Source organism: Actinomadura napierensis (genome assembly GCF_039529375.1).
In the GTDB taxonomy this organism is placed as follows: Bacteria; Actinomycetota; Actinomycetes; order Streptosporangiales; family Streptosporangiaceae; genus Spirillospora; species Spirillospora napierensis.
Map to the genome: position 1 here is coordinate 60859 of NZ_BAAAMR010000024.1, position 17060 is coordinate 77918.

Annotated in this window: 17 protein-coding genes; 6 read left to right on the plus strand and 11 right to left on the minus strand. The window is 67.5% G+C overall.

Annotated elements, in window-relative coordinates; translation table 11 throughout:
• The first annotated feature begins 362 nt into the window (after positions 1 to 362).
• Positions 363 to 3926: an NACHT domain-containing protein gene (locus ABD296_RS16060; protein ID WP_344267226.1), complete on the plus strand. Its 3564-nt coding sequence runs from the start codon at positions 363 to 365 to the stop codon at positions 3924 to 3926.
• 63 nt (positions 3927 to 3989) lie between these two features.
• Here ABD296_RS16060 and ABD296_RS16065 read toward each other — a convergent pair whose 3' ends face one another.
• From ABD296_RS16065 to ABD296_RS16075, 3 genes are all read right to left on the minus strand, one after another.
• Positions 3990 to 4631, minus strand: a complete 642-nt coding sequence (locus ABD296_RS16065) for a DUF2637 domain-containing protein (protein WP_344267228.1) — start codon at positions 4629 to 4631, stop codon at positions 3990 to 3992.
• Positions 4624 to 4845 carry a hypothetical protein gene (locus ABD296_RS16070; protein ID WP_344267230.1) on the minus strand — a complete coding sequence of 74 codons (222 nt, stop codon included), beginning with the start codon at positions 4843 to 4845 and terminating at the stop codon, positions 4624 to 4626. Before ABD296_RS16070 ends, ABD296_RS16065 begins: the two co-directional genes overlap by 8 nt.
• Before the next feature lie 415 nt (positions 4846 to 5260).
• Positions 5261 to 5821, minus strand: coding sequence for a TetR/AcrR family transcriptional regulator (locus tag ABD296_RS16075; protein ID WP_344267232.1), 561 nt, complete (start codon positions 5819 to 5821; stop codon positions 5261 to 5263).
• A 74-nt stretch (positions 5822 to 5895) separates the two neighbouring features.
• Here ABD296_RS16075 and ABD296_RS16080 point away from each other — a divergent pair, with 74 nt between their 5' ends.
• The gene (locus ABD296_RS16080) at positions 5896 to 7290 is read left to right on the plus strand and encodes an amidase (protein ID WP_344267234.1); all 1395 of its coding nucleotides are present in this window, start codon (positions 5896 to 5898) and stop codon (positions 7288 to 7290) included.
• An 18-nt stretch (positions 7291 to 7308) separates the two neighbouring features.
• Here ABD296_RS16080 and ABD296_RS16085 read toward each other — a convergent pair whose 3' ends face one another.
• From ABD296_RS16085 to ABD296_RS16095, 3 genes are all read right to left on the minus strand, one after another.
• On the minus strand, positions 7309 to 8070 hold the full coding sequence (locus ABD296_RS16085; RefSeq protein WP_344267236.1) for a glucose 1-dehydrogenase: 762 nt from the start codon (positions 8068 to 8070) through the stop codon (positions 7309 to 7311).
• 106 nt (positions 8071 to 8176) lie between these two features.
• Entirely contained in the window at positions 8177 to 8746 is a 570-nt protein-coding gene (locus ABD296_RS16090) for a TetR/AcrR family transcriptional regulator (RefSeq protein ID WP_344267238.1), read from the minus strand.
• Positions 8747 to 8854: 108 nt separating this feature from the next.
• Entirely contained in the window at positions 8855 to 9541 is a 687-nt protein-coding gene (locus ABD296_RS16095; protein WP_344267240.1) for an endonuclease V, read from the minus strand.
• Positions 9542 to 9636: 95 nt separating this feature from the next.
• Here ABD296_RS16095 and ABD296_RS16100 point away from each other — a divergent pair, with 95 nt between their 5' ends.
• The gene (locus ABD296_RS16100) at positions 9637 to 10371 is read left to right on the plus strand and encodes an SDR family NAD(P)-dependent oxidoreductase (protein WP_344267242.1); all 735 of its coding nucleotides are present in this window, start codon (positions 9637 to 9639) and stop codon (positions 10369 to 10371) included.
• A 6-nt stretch (positions 10372 to 10377) separates the two neighbouring features.
• On the opposite strand, the gene ABD296_RS16105 is transcribed toward ABD296_RS16100, so the two are convergent.
• The 4 genes from ABD296_RS16105 to ABD296_RS16120 all read right to left on the minus strand — a co-directional run bounded on the left by ABD296_RS16105 (position 10378) and on the right by ABD296_RS16120 (position 14769).
• Complete coding sequence (locus tag ABD296_RS16105; protein ID WP_344267244.1) at positions 10378 to 11547, minus strand: serine hydrolase domain-containing protein; 1170 nt, start codon at positions 11545 to 11547, stop codon at positions 10378 to 10380.
• Between the two features lie 80 nt (positions 11548 to 11627).
• Positions 11628 to 12143 (minus strand): nitroreductase family protein, encoded by a 516-nt coding sequence (locus ABD296_RS16110; protein ID WP_344267246.1) that lies wholly within the window; start codon positions 12141 to 12143, stop codon positions 11628 to 11630.
• Between the two features lie 41 nt (positions 12144 to 12184).
• A complete protein-coding gene (locus ABD296_RS16115; RefSeq protein ID WP_344267248.1) occupies positions 12185 to 12988 on the minus strand; it encodes an SMP-30/gluconolactonase/LRE family protein in 804 nt (267 codons plus the stop codon).
• A gap of 122 nt (positions 12989 to 13110) precedes the next feature.
• Positions 13111 to 14769: a bifunctional lysylphosphatidylglycerol flippase/synthetase MprF gene (locus tag ABD296_RS16120; protein ID WP_344267250.1), complete on the minus strand. Its 1659-nt coding sequence runs from the start codon at positions 14767 to 14769 to the stop codon at positions 13111 to 13113.
• 194 nt (positions 14770 to 14963) lie between these two features.
• Here ABD296_RS16120 and ABD296_RS16125 point away from each other — a divergent pair, with 194 nt between their 5' ends.
• From ABD296_RS16125 to ABD296_RS16135, 3 genes are all read left to right on the plus strand, one after another.
• The gene (locus ABD296_RS16125) at positions 14964 to 15419 is read left to right on the plus strand and encodes a flavodoxin family protein (protein WP_344267251.1); all 456 of its coding nucleotides are present in this window, start codon (positions 14964 to 14966) and stop codon (positions 15417 to 15419) included.
• A gap of 28 nt (positions 15420 to 15447) precedes the next feature.
• On the plus strand, positions 15448 to 15747 hold the full coding sequence (locus ABD296_RS16130; RefSeq protein ID WP_344267252.1) for a Dabb family protein: 300 nt from the start codon (positions 15448 to 15450) through the stop codon (positions 15745 to 15747).
• A gap of 284 nt (positions 15748 to 16031) precedes the next feature.
• Positions 16032 to 16706, plus strand: coding sequence for a response regulator transcription factor (locus ABD296_RS16135; protein WP_344267254.1), 675 nt, complete (start codon positions 16032 to 16034; stop codon positions 16704 to 16706).
• Here ABD296_RS16135 and ABD296_RS16140 read toward each other — a convergent pair.
• Positions 16681 to 16908, minus strand: a complete 228-nt coding sequence (locus tag ABD296_RS16140) for a hypothetical protein (protein WP_344267256.1) — start codon at positions 16906 to 16908, stop codon at positions 16681 to 16683. The two genes, ABD296_RS16135 and ABD296_RS16140, sit on opposite strands and share 26 nt — an antisense overlap.
• Positions 16909 to 17060: the final 152 nt, after the last annotated feature.

Below are 17060 nucleotides of genomic sequence, written 5' to 3' on the forward strand. Positions count from 1 at the left end.
CGGAGGGGCCGTGAGCATGCCACCTCTGCTGGCTGATGAACCGTTCTCTGCGAAGCAGCCCTCCGGGCCGAGACGCTTTGCTAACATGAATTTCGATTGTGTGCGCAGCCGGGCGACGAGGAGTCAAGGTGCCGGAGAGATACGATTACGAAATGCTGGGCGCTGACACCTTTCAGCAGCTTTGTCAAGCGGTTCTCGTAGCGTATTATCCGAACGCCCAATGCTTTCCTGTTGGTATGCCAGACGGAGGCAGGGACGCTGTAGTACCTCGTGGCCATACTTCGGACTCCGTTATATACCAAGTTAAATTCCGCAAGCCAACACCTAATAAACTCGCCTCCCCCGAGCTAATCGTTAGTTGGATGACCGGGGCACTCGAAAAAGAAATCGAAAAAGTCCAAAAACTCGTTTCTCATGGTGCCGAAAGTTACATTGTAATGACGAATGCACAATGTTCCTCTCATTCAATGTCTGGGACACGAGATCGGGTGCAGACATGGCTCGACGACAATCTGCCCATCCCCTCGCAAGTCTGGTGGCGCGATGATTTAGACCGGCGCCTGGATAGCCAGACTGAGATCAAGCGCACGTACGGATTTATCAGAGATCTCGTCGGCCTTGCTGAACTGTTAGGCCTGAAGGCGAGCGAGGTCGATCAAAAAGAACTCATAAAGGTCGCTCGAAGTGATCGTCGCGTGAGCGCGCTAACTAAATACATGATGCATCAATATGATCGAGACAGGATAGTCAAGTTCAAACAGGCAGAGCTTGAACCACAGTTGCTCGATGTATTTATCGATACCCCTTTGGCTGCGAGTGGAAACGAGAGGCGCTACTTCAACGAAGAACGCTTTGTTGAATATGGAGCCTCTCAAATTCCATCAGCTAACAATACGGCGGCTGAAGAACGCTGGGCCGGGTTGGTCTCTGCCGAGGCTTCGTCAGCCTTTATGACAAGTAACCGGAGTAGCGGCCGCCCGGCGGCAACTGTGCTGCTATCAGACACGATGATCGTAGACAAGGAGGCGCCATCTACTTCAAAAGTTGTTCTGGAAGGTGCTCCGGGACAGGGAAAGTCAACCATTGGACAGTATATCTGCCAAGTTCATCGAGCGCGCCTACTAGGGCTTGAAGATTTGGAACGCTTTTCGCCTAGTCATCAAGCCAGTCCGGTGCGCCTACCATTCCACGTAGATCTCCGCGACTTGGCCGCATGGCTCCGTCGTCAGGACCCCTTCGACGTAAGGAACTTGGGAGTTCCGACAGGCTGGTCCGATACCCTTGAGTCGTTTCTCGCAGCACAGGTAAGACGGTCGTCGGGAGGCATAGATTTTTCCGTCTCCGATCTGGACGCGGTGCTACGAGCAACTAGTGCGCTGCTAGTCCTTGATGGTTTGGACGAAGTACCTGATCTTAATGATCGACGTGCGGTAGTGGCTTGCGTCAACGAAGCATTGAATCGCATAGAACCTTTTAGTCCCTCATTTCGTACTTTAGTCACGAGTCGACCAAGCTCCTTCTCGAAATCACCCGGATTCTCCAAGCGCGAGTACACATACTTCACTTTGGGTGACCTTCCATTGGGATTGGTCCTCGAATATGCTGACGGTTGGCTGGAGTCACGGAAGATCGGCCATCAGGCGGCTCATGAGATACGTGAAATTCTTGGCCTAAAACTAGGGCAGCCACATATCGTCGACTTGGCGCGTAATCCGATGCAGCTGGCAATTCTGCTCTGGCTTGTTCGCAAGAAAGGGCCATCACTTCCGGACAAGCGAACGGCGCTTTATCGCGAGTACATGGAAACGTTCCTTGACCGCGAGGCTGAGAAAAGCAAGATTGTGCGAGATGAGCGAGAGCTCATCTTGGATTTGCATGGGTACGTGGCATGGGAGCTTCACTGTCTTGCGGAGACCGGTGCCTCAAATGGAAGTATTTCAGAGCCTAAGCTTAAGGCGCTTCTAAAAAAGTACCTGCAGACTCGAGGATATCCCAAGAAAAAGATCAACCTTGTCGACGAACTATTCACTGGCATGACCGACCGCGTAATGGTACTAACCAGTCGCGTCCAGAATACTTTCGAGTTCGAGGTGCAGCCTCTTCGTGAATTCTTTGCCGCAAGGTATCTATATTCTACTGCGCGGTCGTCTAGTCCCGGTGCTGAGCGGACCGGCAATCGTTCCGATCGGTTCGAGGCCTTGTTGCGTAATCCCCATTGGTGGAATGTAACCCGCTTCTACGCAGGTTTCTCTGACATCGGCGAGCTTGCCAACCTGGTAGACCTGCTCGAAGAGCTCATAGTATCTGGAGACGACTTTTCGCTTATTTCGTATTCAAGGGAGGTTGCGCTTACCCTGCTTCGCGATCAGGTCTTTTCACAAAAGCCTCGCTCAGTGGCCAGGCTTATTGACCTTGTCGCATCGGAAACCTCTGTTAGTCTCCTGCACTGCAAAGGATTGACCGCTACTGAACAATCATTGCCGGCAGATTCGGGCGGCGAGCAGCTCGTCGAGTGCCTGAAACAGCGCATCGAAAAGCGCATGGGTACCGGATTCGCAGACACTGATGCTGCCAAGCTGCTCGCCGAGAATGCTACAAGTAAGGAGCTCCTGGACTGGTGGTTCACTAAATGGTCGCGGGCCCGAGGGAGGCAAACGCGGCGTCTGTGGCTCTTTATTGGAATGCATCTGCATGTTGTTGATGCGCTAACGCCGGACCAGGAAAAGGCAGTAGTTGAAATTATGGGGGCCGAACCTTATCTCTGGAACATCCTCCTCTCTAGCGACTTGTTCGAGACTGTGCCCCTAGGGACAGCCGGCTTCGAGTCATATATGAAAGCATTCCGCAATGGCGTTCAACGTAGTGCTCCCGGAGCTGCTTCGGATAGTTCGCCGCACGGAATGTGCATTACTTTAACTTCGGCATTCTATGTTAGGTATTATGCTCGGCATCCCGGGCGGCTGGGTTATCCCTTCTACCTCGATGAATCCTTGAGCGCGAAGCCGTATATTGATCTCCTTAAAGAGATCAACAATCTCTTTCGGGAATTCAATGCTACATTTTCTCAGGCGAATCGCCTGGATGAGTTTATAAGATTTCATAAAGATCTCGAAGAGATACTTGGTGGCGAGTGTCGACGCACATTTCTCGTGGCTGCAGCTTTCGGAGAAGTGCGTAGCGGAAATCTTAGCCGTAAGGTCGCTGGCGGCCTGTGCAATAAAGCAATCTCTCCAGTCCTTCGTTCTCGCTACGCTAGGCAGCGGCGGAATGATGAAGCTTGGTGGACTGAACAGATCGCGGCTATAGAAAGCGAGAACGATGCGTTCTTTGTTCTTTGTTGTACGCTGCGCTGGGCACCCATTTCAGTCATCGCGAGTAATTCAACTTCACTGGAAAAATGGATAAAGAAACTTGATCCCGGCGCTTTGTATGTTCTCCGCACAACAACCGGAGGTGCGCCAGGGCGGCCCGCGGTAGACGTCGCCGGGGAATGGTACTCGGGGCGCTCGCCTCAGGTGCTCTATCTGCTGTCAGCTTGTGTAGGAGGCGCGAAGGGCCTCGATATGCTTAGGCTGGCCAGAGGAACCTGTCGCAATAGAGAACTCATCGGACTGATTGATGCCGAGATCCTCTCGCTGACAATGCAGGTTGCTCGAAAGGATTTGAGCGAATCAATAGAAGATATCGTTGAATCATATGACGGGTATGCTCGCTTCATGCCGTACTTTCGAGCATCGAGGGCACCTCGGCGTAAAGCTCTCAATTTGGCTTCGAGTCGCGAGTTGCTTAAACGAGTAACTGAACTTCCTCCGTCCCTTAGATACTCTGCTAATGAAACTCTGACTGGCGAAGTCGCTCGCAAGGCTACGCCGCTAGCTGTCACTGCTGCTAGTCAGGAATGGTTTGACAGGGACATGGTGGATTGATTGGACTACGTCCGCTCATATCTTCGCTCTCAGACTGCTTTGCCAGTTTCAAAATAGTTGGTTTTATCGGGTGCCGCAAACAATGCCTTGTTGATGGCTGCGGTTGAGTTGCTGACGCGTCGCTCCCGCTGCGGTGCCCACTTTACGCTGCGAGGTTGATGAGCTTGGGCCGATACGGGGAGTACGGTGCAGCCAGCGCCAGCAGGCTGGCGGGGTGCTCGGCGAGTACCGCTTTTTCCGGGGGTTTGCTCCACTTCGGTGCGCGTTGGTTCGGAGTGTTCCACTGTGGTGCGGTGCCTGTTCCCGCGGTGGTGCGGTGTGGGTTGATGCGCCGCGGGTGAGGGTCATGAGGAGTTCGAACGAGCCCACGAGGGCGAGCGCTGGCCATGCGCTTACGAGGGCGCCTATGACGCCGTGGGACGCGCCGTGCGCCACGTTGGCGCCTACCGTTGCCACGATGCCCACGGCGAGGCTCCACTTGGCTAGGGCCGGTGCTGGTTGCTTCCGGCGGCTTGCGTCGAGGATCACCATGGACGCGGCCCAGATGAGGCCGTCCACTGTGAAGGGGACGAGGCGTGCGGTGGTGCCTGCCTCGCCGTGGGAGCGGACGAGTTCGTAGGCGTGGCGGTACGAAATGATCGCGGCCACGCCGGCGACCGTCACCACGGCGAGGGCCGTTGTGATGCGGGTGAGGCGGTCAACCACGCGTCAGCTCCTCTCGGAGGTCGATGACGCAGGGGTCGTCTTCGCCGTGGTCGAGGGTGAGCTCCGCGAGGGTCAGGGCTGTGATGGCGCCGTTGCGGTCTAGGGGCGAGGACCATGTAGTGGCGTGCCAGACCTTGCCGGTGCGGGTTGCTGTGGCTATGACCTTGCCGTTTGTGGTGGCGGTCATCGTGGTTTCGGTGATTTCGAGGGCCATGGGTTGGGCCTCCTCCCTGCTGAGAGGGAGGGAGGGAGCCAGGGGAGCCAATCTCGGGAGCCAACGTGAGTCGAGATGGTCCGACTCGCTTCGACTGTGCCGGACGGTTCCCCCGGTCTCCCTTCCTTGTTTTCGCAGGTGGGCGGCTACCTAGTCGACTTCCCCGGACGGCCCCGGACGGGGCCTGAATAAGGCTTGCTCAGTGGTTCCCTAAGTGAGGGTTAAGGGGGTTCTGGGTTGGGTGGGGGCGGCTTAGCGTTGGGCTTGTTCACATCGGAAGACGGCGGAGGTGCACAGGCGGAGAGCAGAGCGAACGTCGGCTGAGGTTCCGACTGAGGTTCCTGATTGAGACAGGTCTCTGGCCCGCACGGCCCCGTTACCCCGCTCTGGGGCCGTGCGGGCCAGAGGCCTGTTCTCAGTCGCGGGGGAGGGCGCCGAGCAGGAGGAGGCGGAGGGCGTCGGCGGTGCCGGTGGCGGCGGTGTCGCCGGTGGCCAGGCGGCGGACGGCCAGGCCGTAGAGCATCGCGACGATCGCGGGGGCGTGGCGTTCGGCGTCGGGGATGCCGAGGGCGGTGAGGACGGCGGTGGCGAGCCGGTCGTAGGCCTCGACGGAGCGGGTGGAGGTGTCGCGGATGCCGGGGTCGCGGGCGGCGTGCAGGTGCAGTTCCAGGTTGGCGATCTGCTCGGGGCCGTTGGCGAAGTCGACCACGGCCTTCTCGACCAGGTCGGCGGCGTCGACCGGGGCGATGCCGGATTCGCGGAGGCTCTCGGCATAGGCGGCGATGCGGGCGATCTCGGCGTCCACGAAGGCGCGCAGGGCCTCGCGGAGCAGTTCGTCCTGGCTGGGGAAGTGGTAGGTGAGGGAGCCGAGGGAGACGCCGGCCGACCTCGCGACGGCGCGGTTGGTCACGGCGCCGATGCCCTGCTCGCCGATCAGGCGGAGGGTGGCGTGGAGGATCTGGTCGCGGGCGCTCATCGCTGCACAGTCTTCCCTACGGGCGGCGCGGACCGCTATCGTTCGTTCGAACGAACGATACACGGGAGGCTGGCGTGGAGCTGGGTCTGGCCGGTCAGGCGGACGCGCTGCGGAAGGGGGAGGTCTCCTCCGCGGAACTGATCGAGGCGTCGCTGGAGAGCATCGGGCGGCAGGAGTCGCTGGGGGCCTTCCGGGTCGTGCGGGAGGCCGCGGTCGAGGAGGCGCGGGAGGCCGACAAGCGGCTGGCCGAGGGGGAGCGGCTGCCGCTGCTCGGGGTGCCCGTGGCGATCAAGGACGATACGGACATCGTGGGGGAGACCACGCCGTTCGCGGTCGCCGGCGACCACCGGCCGGCGGAGCGGGACGGGGAGGTCGTGCGCAAGCTGCGGGCCGCCGGCGCGGTCATCGTGGGCAAGACGACGACGTGCGAGATCGGACTGTGGCCGTTCAGCGAGTCGCCGGAGTACGGGATCGCGCGGAATCCGTGGAACCCGGAGTACACGCCGGGCGGGTCGTCGGGCGGGTCGGCGGCGGCGGTCGCGGCGGGCATGGTCGCGGGCGCCGTGGGGTCCGACGGGGCGGGGTCCATCCGGATTCCGGCGGCGTGGACGGGGCTGGTCGGCATCAAGCCGCAGCGGGGGCGGGTTTCCGGCCATCCCCACACCGACCCTTTCAATGGGATCACCGTTTGGGGTCCGTTGGCGCGAAGCGTCAAGGACGCGGCGTTGATGCTCGACGTGCTTTCGGGCAGCCATCCCGATGACGTCTACCAGGTGGGCCGTCCTGTATTGCCTTTCGTGGACGCGACGAGGCGGGAACCCGGGAGGTTGCGCATCGCCGTTTCGTACCGGACGGCGTTCGGGGTGAGCGGGAAACTCGATCCGGAGATCCGGGAGGCCGTCGAGCGGCTTTCGAGAAGGCTCACCGAGCTGGGGCACAAGGTCTTTCCGGCCGACCCCGATTACGGCCTGGTGGGGCTCGGGCTCATCCCGCGCGGGACGTCCGGGGTCGCGGACTGGCTCGACGCGATGCCGAACCCGCGGCCGGAGGCGCGCACGGAGGTCGAGGCGCGGATCGGGCGGACGCTGGGGAAACGGCTGCTCCCGCTGGCCAGGAAGATGGACCCGTACTTGAGGAGAAAGGTCGGCCGCATCTTCCGGTTCGCCGATGTGGTGCTGACGCCGACGACCGCGCAGCCGCCGTTGAAGGTCGGCGCCTTCGACGGAGCCGGGTATCACAAGACGCAGTCCGGTGTCGCCGCCGCGTGCCCCTATGCGTGGACGTGGAATGTGCTGGGATGGCCCGGTGTGAACGTCCCTGCGGGATTCACGCGCAATGGCCTGCCGATCGGGGCGCAGCTTCTCGGACACGATTCGGACGAGGCGACGCTGATCTCGCTGGCCGCGCAACTCGAGGTCGTCGAGAGGTGGACGGAACGCCGACCGGATCGGGCCGCCGGTGGTTCGTGATCCGGCGGCCCGGGGGCGTCAGTAGCCGCCGCCGGTCAGCAGGCCGCCGTCGACCTGGACCTCGCTGCCGGTGCAGTAGGACGAGTCGTCCGACGCCAGGTAGACGACCAGGCCGGACACCTCCTTGGTCTTGCCCATCCGGCCGAGGGGGAGCGCCTTCATGAGCGCGTCGGCGCTGTCGGCCTTGGCCGCGATGATGTCGTCCTGCATGAACAGCGGGGTGATGATGCCGCCGGGGTGGATGGAGTTGACGCGGATCCCGTCCTTGCCGAGTTCGCGGGCGGCGGACCTGGTGAGGCCGCGGACGCCGAACTTGCTGGCGCTGTAGGCGGCGAGGCCGTCCGCGCCGACGAAGCCCTCGGTCGAGGAGACGTTGACGATCGAGCCGCCGCCGGCCGCGCGCATCGCGGGCGTCACCGACTTGATGCCGAGCCACTGGCCCATCAGGTTGACCTCGATGATCTGCCGGAACTCCTCCAGCGCCATGTCCTCGATGGTCTTGTGGCGGAGGATGCCGGCGTTGTTCACCAGGATGTTCAGCGCCCCGAAGGCGGACGTCGCGGTGTCGATGGCGGTCTGCCAGTCGTCCGGTGAGGTCACGTCCATCCGGACGAACCGGACGTCGTCCCCGAGTTCGGCGGCGAGCTTCGCGCCTTCCTCCTCCAGGACGTCGCCGAACACCACCTTCGCCCCTTCGGCGACGAAGCGCTTCACATGGGCCTTGCCCATGCCCCGCGCACCACCGGTGATCAGCGCCACCTTGCCGTCAAGCTGCCCCATCAACGCTCCTCGTTCCCAGCGGGCACCGCGACCGCGGCGTCCCACCAAACTAGCGAACGCTTGGTTTCGGCAACAAGAGGGCCCCGGCCCGGCGCCGGACGCCCGGTCACCGCGTGCGCAGCCCGTCGAACAGCAGCGCCAGCATCCGGTCGGCGTAGCCCGCGGGATCCGGGGCGCGCTCGGCCGCGACGCCGATCGCGTTGGTCAGCCGCAGCAGGTCGGCGGCGTCGGCGTCCGTCCGGATCGCACCCGCCCGCTGCGCCCGCTCCAGCAGCCCGCCGACCGCGTCGCGGATCGCCCCGGCGGCCGTGCCGAGCCGCGTCGCCGCCCACCGCGCCGACATCGCCTCGATGATCACGGTCGAGGTGCCGCGCGGGCTCATGGCGCCGTCCAGGTAGCCGCGCAGCCAGCCGGCCAGCGCCACCTCCGGGTCCGGTTCGCCCATCAGTTGCGCGGCGTGCGCGAGCAGCCCGTCGATCCGCTCGCTCAGCACCGCGTGCAGCAGGTCGTCGCGGGTGGGGAAGTGCCGGTACAGCGTCCCGGACCCGACGCCCGCACGCCGGGCGATGTCGTCCAGGGACGCGCTCGTGCCGTGTTCCATGAAGGCCGCGCGGGCCGTGCTGATCAGTCGCTCGTAGTTGCGGCGGGCGTCGGCCCGCATCGGGCGCGGTTGCATGGGCACCGTCCAGCGGTGGCGCGGACGGCCGGGACCGGCCGCCGCCTGTTACCCGAAAAGCCTGCCATCTTGCCGGACGTACGTCGAGGAGGGCGGTGTTGTCCGCCCTCAGGTTCCGAGCGCGTCGCGCGACAGCCGGTCCGACCTGCGGGTCGTCTCCGGAAGGCGGTACTCGGGAGCGAGCGCGAGGACGGTGCGGCACGCCGAGCCGAGGTCGGCGCGGTGCCCGACGGACACGAACACCGGCTTGACGCCATCGCGGGTCCGCAGCACCCGCCCGACCTCCTCGTCGCCGTGCATGAGCGGGCTCGCGTCGCCGCGCCGCCCGCCCGGCGGGTCGTAGGTCCCGACGAACGCGGTCTTGCCCACGCCGATCGCAGGCAGGCCGGTGAGCACTCCGAGATGGCAGGCGAGGCCGAACCGGCGCGGATGTGCGACCCCGAACCCGTCGCAGACGAGCAGGTCAGGCGTGGTCTTGAGATTCCGGAGCGCGTCCAGCAGCGTCGGCAGCTCGCGGAAGGCGAACAGGCCGGGGACGTAGGGGAAGGCGGCCGTCCCGACGGCGACCGACTCCTCCACGACGTCGAGGGTCGCCGCGTCCAGCACCACCACGGCGGCGGCCAGCCGCGTCCCGGTCCCGCCGCCGTCGCCCGCGTACGAGACGTCCAGCCCCGCGACCGTGCGCGGGCTCGCCGGCCCGGGGACGTCCAGCTCCAGCAGCGGGCGCAGCCGGTCCTGGATCGCCTCCGCCTCCTCCGGCGTGGACGGCCACGGGTGCAGGTCGCGTACCTCCATGAACCGGCACGCTACCGCCCGGACCGGCCCCATCGCCCGGACGGCCTGCGCACTACCGTGACGAAGGTCGGTGCGAGCGGCGGAACGGAGGCCCGATGGACGGCATGGCACTCGGCGGGCGCACCGCCGTCGTCACCGGCGGCGCCGGCGGCATCGGCCGGGCGATCTGCGCCGACCTCGCCGCGCTCGGCGCCCGCGTCGTCGTCGCCGACCTCGACCTTCCCGCCGCCGAGGACGTCGCGGGCGGGATCGGCGGCACCGCCGCGCACGTCGATCTCGCCGACCCCGCGTCCATCGACACGTTCACCGCCGGGGCCGGGCCCGTGGACGTGCTCGTCCACAACGCGGGCGTCAGTATCGTCGAGCCGTTCGCCGACAGCGACCCCGCCCACTGGGACCTGATGTGGCGGGTCAACCTGCGCGCCCCGATGCAGCTGACCCGCGCCCTGCTGCCCGGGATGACCGGGCGCGGCTGGGGCCGGCTCGTCTTCGTCTCCTCCGACGGCGCCCGCGCCGGATCCGGCGGCGAGGGCGCCTACGCGGCCACCAAGTCGGGCCTGTTCGGGCTGGCCAAGACCCTCGCCCGCGAGGCGGCGGCGGGCGGCGTCACCTCCAACATCGTCTGCCCGGGCCCCACGGACACGCCGATGGTCCGGGCGGTGTCCGACCGGCACCCGGATCTGCTCGGCAAACTCGCCAAGCAGATCCCGCTGCGCCGCATCGGCCGCCCGGACGACGTCGCCGGCATCATCGCGTTCCTGTGCACCGACCGCGCCGGATACATCACCGGCCAGACCATCTCGGTCAGCGGCGGCATCACCATGCAGTGACCCGGCTCAGCCCAGCGACGCGTACGCGGCCTCCGTCAACCGGAAGGCCCGCAGGTCACCGGACAACTGCTCGCCCATCCTGTTCGGCAGGTACGCCAGCGCCAGCCCGGCGTCCGGGTCGCCGAGCCCGATGGAGCCGCCCGCGCCGGTGTGCCCGAACGCCGTCTCCCGGGCCGCCTTCGGGACGAAGAACGTCTGCGACGGGCGCATGAAGCCGAGTCCGAACGAGCTCTCCACGATCAGCGTCCGGTCCGGCCCGGACACCCGGCGGCGCATGGCCTCGCGCAGCGTGTCCGGGCGCAGGATCCGGCCCGCCACCAGGTCGCGGTAGAGCCCCGCGAACGCCGGCGCGGTCGCGAGCATCCCGGCGGACGGCCAGCCCGCCCGCAGCACCACCGGGTTGTTGTACCCGCCCTTGCCCGGATGCGGGTTGTTCAGCGCCCGGTTGGTCGCGCTCCGCGGATCGGTGTACGCCGCGGCGAGCCGCTCCAGCACGTCGCCGACCGCCGTCTTCGGGGCGTCGGCGCCGCCGGAGACCCGGCCCTTGGCGGTCATCTTCGCGGCCCGTTCGATCACCGCGTCCGGCGCCCCGATCCACAGGTCCCGGTCGCTCGCGAACTCCTGCTTCACGAACTCGCCGACCGTCTTGCCCGACAGCCGCCGGACGATCTCCCCGGCCAGCCAGCCGTACGTCAGCGCGTGGTACCCGTGCGCCTCGCCCGGCGTCCATTCGGGAGCCTGCCCGGCCAGCAGGTCGGCGAGCGCCTTCGGGTTCGCCGCGTCCTCCGCCGACACGGGACGGCCGAACGCGGGCAGTCCGGCCTGGTGCGACAGCAGGTGCGCGGCGGTCGCACCGTCCTTGCCGTGCTCGCCGAACTCCGGCCACCACGCGGTGACCGGGCCGTCCACCTCGTAGGCGCCGCGCTCGGCGAGCAGCATCGCCGCCGCGGCGGTCACCGCCTTGGTACACGAGAAGCCGAAGCACGGCGTGTCGGCGGCCCATTCGCGTCCCGTCCGGTGGTCGGCGACGCCGCCCCACAGGTCGACGACCTTGCGGTCGCCCGCGTACACGGTGACGGCGGCGCCCAGTTCCCTCCCGTCGGCGAAATTCTGCTCGAACACCTCGCGGACGGCGGTGAACGCCGGATCGCAGTGGCCCTGCACAGTGCTGCTCATGCCCGGTCCTCTCAACGGGGGTTTCTAGAATCATGCTCGAAGATTCCAGTGGACCGGGCAGCGGCCCCCGCCTCAGCGCATCACCAGTGGTCGCGGTGCACGACGTCCTCGAAGTCCCGCCGGGCCGGGTTCCGCACCGGCTTGAGCGGACGGCCCGCCGGATACCCGAGCGCGACCAGGTAGGCGCAGTACCGATCGTCCGGCAGCCCGAGAACGCGGCGCGCCACCCCCTGGTCCATCACCGTCGCGTGTCCGCTGCCGATCCCGAGGTCGACCGCCGCGAGCATGATGCTCAGCATCGCCTGCCCCAGGTCGAACCGCGCGGTCTCGCGCTCGCCGGGGGCGTCGTAGTCCCGCATGACCAGCGCGATGGTCGCCGCCGAACCAGGAATGTGCGCCGCGTACTCTCCCGCGGCCGCCAGCTCCTCCAACTGCTCGCGCCCGGTCACCACGACGAAGTCCCACGGCTGCCAGTTCTTGGACGACGGCGCCCGCCGCGCCGCCTCGAGGATGCGGTCGAGGTCGTCCGGCGGGATCGGCCGGTCGCTGTACTCCCGGACGTTGCGCCGGGACATGATGGCGTTCGAGGTCTCCACGCCGGTGCGCTACCCGCCCCCCACCCTGGGAAACGGCGAGGTCAGGGCCATCCCGCGCCGGGCACCTCGACGTCCGTGACCAGGACCCGGCCGCTTCCAGGCCGCACCGGCTCCGGTTCGGTCATGCCCTGCCATTCCGCGGCCGTGATGAACAGCGTCGTCCCGGCCGGCCCGCCCAGCACGCAGGCGAACGCGCCCCGGTCCAACTCGACCGTGTCCAGGACCTCGCCGCCCTCGGCGACGCGCACGCACCTCTTATGGGGGACGTCCGCGTACCAGACGGCCCCATCCGCGTCGACGCAGATGCCGTCCGGCGTCCCGTCGCCCAGATCGGCCCAGACCCGCCGCCCCGACAGCCCGCCGCCCGCGCCGATCTCGAACGCCACCAGATCACCGCGGTAGGAATCGGCGACGATCAGCGTGGAGCCGTCCGGCGTCACGGCCATCCCGTTCGGGAACGCGATGTCGCCGGCCACCTCCCGAACCGTCCCATCCACCGCCGCCAGGAAAACCGAACCCGGCCTGAACTCCTCCCCGGCCATCGGGTCGAAGCCGGGCCGGTTGACGTAAGCGTTGCCGCGGCCGTCCACCACGATGTCGTTCCACCCCGTCCGGCCGAGCTCCGCGTGCACGGCCAGCGACCCGTCGTCCTCCCGCCGCAGCAGCCGGCCGCCCGGCGAATCGACGACCACCAGCCCGCCGTCCGGCAGCCACGCCGTGCAGAGCGGCAGCGACTCCACCCGCGCGACCACCTCGCTGCGCCCGTCCGGATCCGCGGCGACGACCTCACCGGCCGACCAGTCGGAGAAGTAGACCCGCCCGCCATGCCACCGCGGCGACTCCACCAACCCCCGCCCCCCGACCAACACCCGAACCTCCCGCACCTTCATCACCCTCACCCCTCGCCGGTAGATCTCACCCCCTACACGAACTACCCGGCCCGATATCGACACCAAGCCGTTGTGGGTTAGTAGCGGCTGTAATTGTGGGCGGGTTCGGTGACGGGCTCCTTCGCGGCGGACGCGGGCTTGGTGCGGCCGAACTCCAGCGTTAGCAGAGCCGCCGCCAGCCACACGATGTCGAACCATGAGCGGAAGACGATGCTGCGCGGTTTGTACGCGGGGCGGAACTTCTTGTCGAACAGGTACAGCGACTCGACCGCGATCAGCGGGTCCAGCAGGTGCAGGGCCTGGTAGCCGGCCTTCTCCAGGGCGCCGCGCTCCTCGGCGTCCAGCAGCTCGCGGAAGGCCGCGAAGTTCAGCGAGACCAGTGCGTGGCCCTGCTCGCCGGCGTACTCGACCATCTCGACGATCAGCCGCTCGTTGACGCCGTTCGGCCCGCCGGGGGCGCGGCGCATCGCGTCCAGGCTGATGCCCTCGCCGGCGGTCACGTAGCGCTGGAAGGCGATCGGCTTCTTGTCCTCGCCGTAGGCGATGGCGACGACCGCGCCCGGGTGGTAGCCGGTGAGCAGCTCGTCGAGGTTCATCGAGAAGCCGCGCTCGGCCGCGCCGCCCAGCGAGCCGGACGCCACCTCCAGCAGCTCGGCGCGCAGGCCAGGGGAGAGTTCGCGCTCGGGCACGATCTCGGTGGTGACGCCGGCGTTGACGGTCCGCTTGACGGCCTGCCGGACGTTGCGCATCTGCCGGCCCGACAGCGTGAACTCCTCCGGCCGGACGACGACCTCGTCGCCGAAGCCGAACGAGCGCAGCGGGCCCCACTCCGGCAGCAGGTCGGCGCTCGCGCCGAGCACCGCCGGACGCCAGCCGGTCGTCCGGCACAGCGTGAGGAACTCCTGGACGGCGGCGGCGTGCGACCTCGGGTCACCGACGGGGTCGCCGCCCGCCACCGCGACGCCGAACAGCACCCGGTAGCCGATCGCGGCGCGCCCGTCCGGGCTGAAGACGTAGGACTTGTCGCGGCGCAGCGCGAACGGGGCCAGGGTGTCCGAGCCCGGGTGCGCGACCAGGCCGGCGACGCGGCGCCGCTCGTCCTCGTCGCCGGGCGGCGGCGCCGGGTCCGGTGCGAGCAGCGTCATCACGAGTGCGAGGAGGCCGACCGCGCCGGCCAGCCCGAGCACGCCGGGCAACCAGGAAGCGCCGTCGATGCGCGCGCCGGTGGCGCCGAGGCCGCTCGCCACGACCTGCACGGACCGGACGGACACGCCGCCCACCAGCAGGGACCCGGCCACCGCGCCGATGACCAGGATCGCGCCGGTCTTCACCGCGGTGCGGACGCGGTCGGGGTGCGGGCGGACCGGGAACCGGTCGCGCTCCAGCCAGAGCCCGACGAGGACGGCGGCCAGCAGCGGCACCCGCCACAGCGCGTCATCGCCCGCGACGACGGCGAGCAGGCCGAGGACGACGAGTGCGACGAGGCCGTACCAGGCCGCGCGGCGGCGCAGCAGGACGCCGCGCGCCACCAGCAGCAGCACCAGGGCCAGCGACACCGCGTGCGCGGGGGCGAGCGGCGTTCCGGTCACCACCTGCGAGAGCCGGTCGAGCCAGTGCGGGGCCCGCGTCATGGCGGGCACGGCGATCAGTACGGCGACGAACGCGGCGACGAGCGCCAGCGGCCAGACGGGGAGCGCCTGGCCGTCGGGCCGCTCGGCCGATTTCGCTGCATGCACAGAAGGACACCTCCGCAGAGCTCCAACCAAGATCCTTTGGAACTCATTCCCCGGATCGGACGTTATCTTTGGCCGCTCATGGTCAGCGTCGTCCGGACACCTCCTTTGACGCCGCTTCCGGCGTCCCCGGCGGTCTCTCGCCCCAGGACGGCCGTACCCGGCCACCGGGAGGGAAACTGGCTAGTCTCGTGGGGATGAAGAGGCTCCTGCTCGTTCACCACACGCCCTCGCCGTCCGTCCAGGCGATGTTCGAGGCGGTGCGCGCGGGGGCGTCCACGGACGAGGTCGAGGGCGTGGAGGTCGTGTCCCGTCCGGCGCTGACCGCCTCCGCTGTGGACGTCCTCGAGGCGGACGGCTACCTCCTCGGCTCCCCTGTGAACCTCGGATACCTCTCCGGGGCGCTCAAGCACTTCTTCGATCAGATTTATTACCCGTGCTTGGAGGAGACAATCCGCCGCCCGTTCGGGGCCTTCCTCCACGGCAACAACGAGGCGGCCGGGGCCCTGCGCGCGCTGGAGTCCATCACCACGGGGCTGAAGTGGAAGGCCGTCCAGCCGCCCGTGGTGGTGACGGGGGTGCCGGGCAAGGCCGACCTGGAGGCGTGCTGGGAGCTCGGCGCGATCGTCGCCGCGGAGCTCGGGACCGTTTGAGCCCGCCGCTTCTCGGTAGCGTGCCCGCATGAGCGGTTTCCGTCATGTGGCGATGTTCAGGTGGGCCGAGGGCACGACGATCGGCCAGCAGGAGGAGGTCGCGGCGCGGCTGCGCGAGCTGACCGGGGTCATCCCGCAGATCCGCGGGTACAGCGTCGGCCTGGACGCGGGGGTGGACCCGGGGACCTACGAGTTCATCGTGGTCGCGGACTTCGCGGGCAAGGACGACTACCTGGTGTACCGCGACCATCCGACGCACCGCGCGGTGGTCGAGGAGTTCGTCGCGCCGCTCGTCGCGGAGCGGGCGGCCATCCAGTACGAGACCTGACGCGGGCCCGGCCGCCGGCCGGGCCCGGCGATGTGCGCTGTCCCACACAACCCTTACCGAGCAAGCGCTTGTGTCTGAGCACTTTTCGGGTTAGTTTCACAAAACGCCCGCCGGGAACGGATCGCGCCCCGTTCCCGGCGGACGGCCTTCCTCCCGTGCGCCCTCCGCGCGGCGCCCAGCGGCGCCCTCGTGGGAACGGTCCGATTCCGCACGCCGCCCGGATCGTCGTACGGTTGCGCCGTCGGGTCCGGGCCGCCGTGGCCCGGCGGAGCGGGGGAGCAGCCGTGATCACAGTGGTGCTGGCCGACGACCAGTCGCTGGTGCGGGCCGGGTTCCGGATGCTCCTGACCGGCGAGGACGGCATCGAGGTCGTGGGCGAGGCCGAGGACGGCGACGCCGCGGTGGAGCTGGCCCGCCGGCTGCGGCCCGACGTGATCCTCATGGACCTGCGGATGCCCGGCACCGACGGGCTGGCCGCCACCCGCCGGATCGCCTCCGACCCCGCGCTCGACACCGTGCGCGTGCTGGCCCTCACCACCTACACCGACGACGAGCACATCTACCTGGCGCTGCGCGCGGGCGCGGCCGGATTCCTCGTCAAGGACATGGAGCCCGCCGAGCTGGTGAGCGCCGTCCGGGTGGTGGCGGGCGGCGAGTCGCTGCTCGCCCCGGCCGTCACCCGCGCGGTCATCGAGGGGTTCGTCGGCGGACGCCCCGGACCCGCCCCCGCGGCCCTCGGCCGGCTCGCGGCGCTCACCGAGCGGGAGCGGGAGGTGGTGCGGCTGGTCGGGCGGGGGCTGTCCAACGCCGAGATCGCCGAGGCGCTCGCGGTCAGCCCGCTCACCGCCAAGACCCACGTCAGCCGGGCGATGAGCAAGCTCGGCGTGCGCGACCGGGCCCGGCTGGTGGTGCTCGCCTACGAGTCGGGGCTGGTCACCCCCGGGTCCGCGAGTTCATGATCTCGTCGCGGAGCTGCTGCGGCGTGGGGGCCTCCAGCAGCCTCGGCCCGCCCCGCAGCGGGACCATGGCCCACCAGGAGCCGGTGGCCCGCCCGTACCAGACCCGTACTCCCGGAAACTGTTCCTGCAGCCCGCGCGCCGTGGCGGCGCGGATGGCCGCGGGCGTCGGCTCGTCCCCGCCGGCGCCCTGTGGAGCCGTCATGCCGCCCTCCCCCCGAAGATCTCCTCAGTAACAGCGTCCCCACGGGCCAATGCGACACCCCTACTCGGCAAATTGTGACTAAGCACACTATGGACGTTCGGCGCGGTCAACGGTGGGATACCGCGCCGGATGTACTCCAGCGGAAGTAGCGG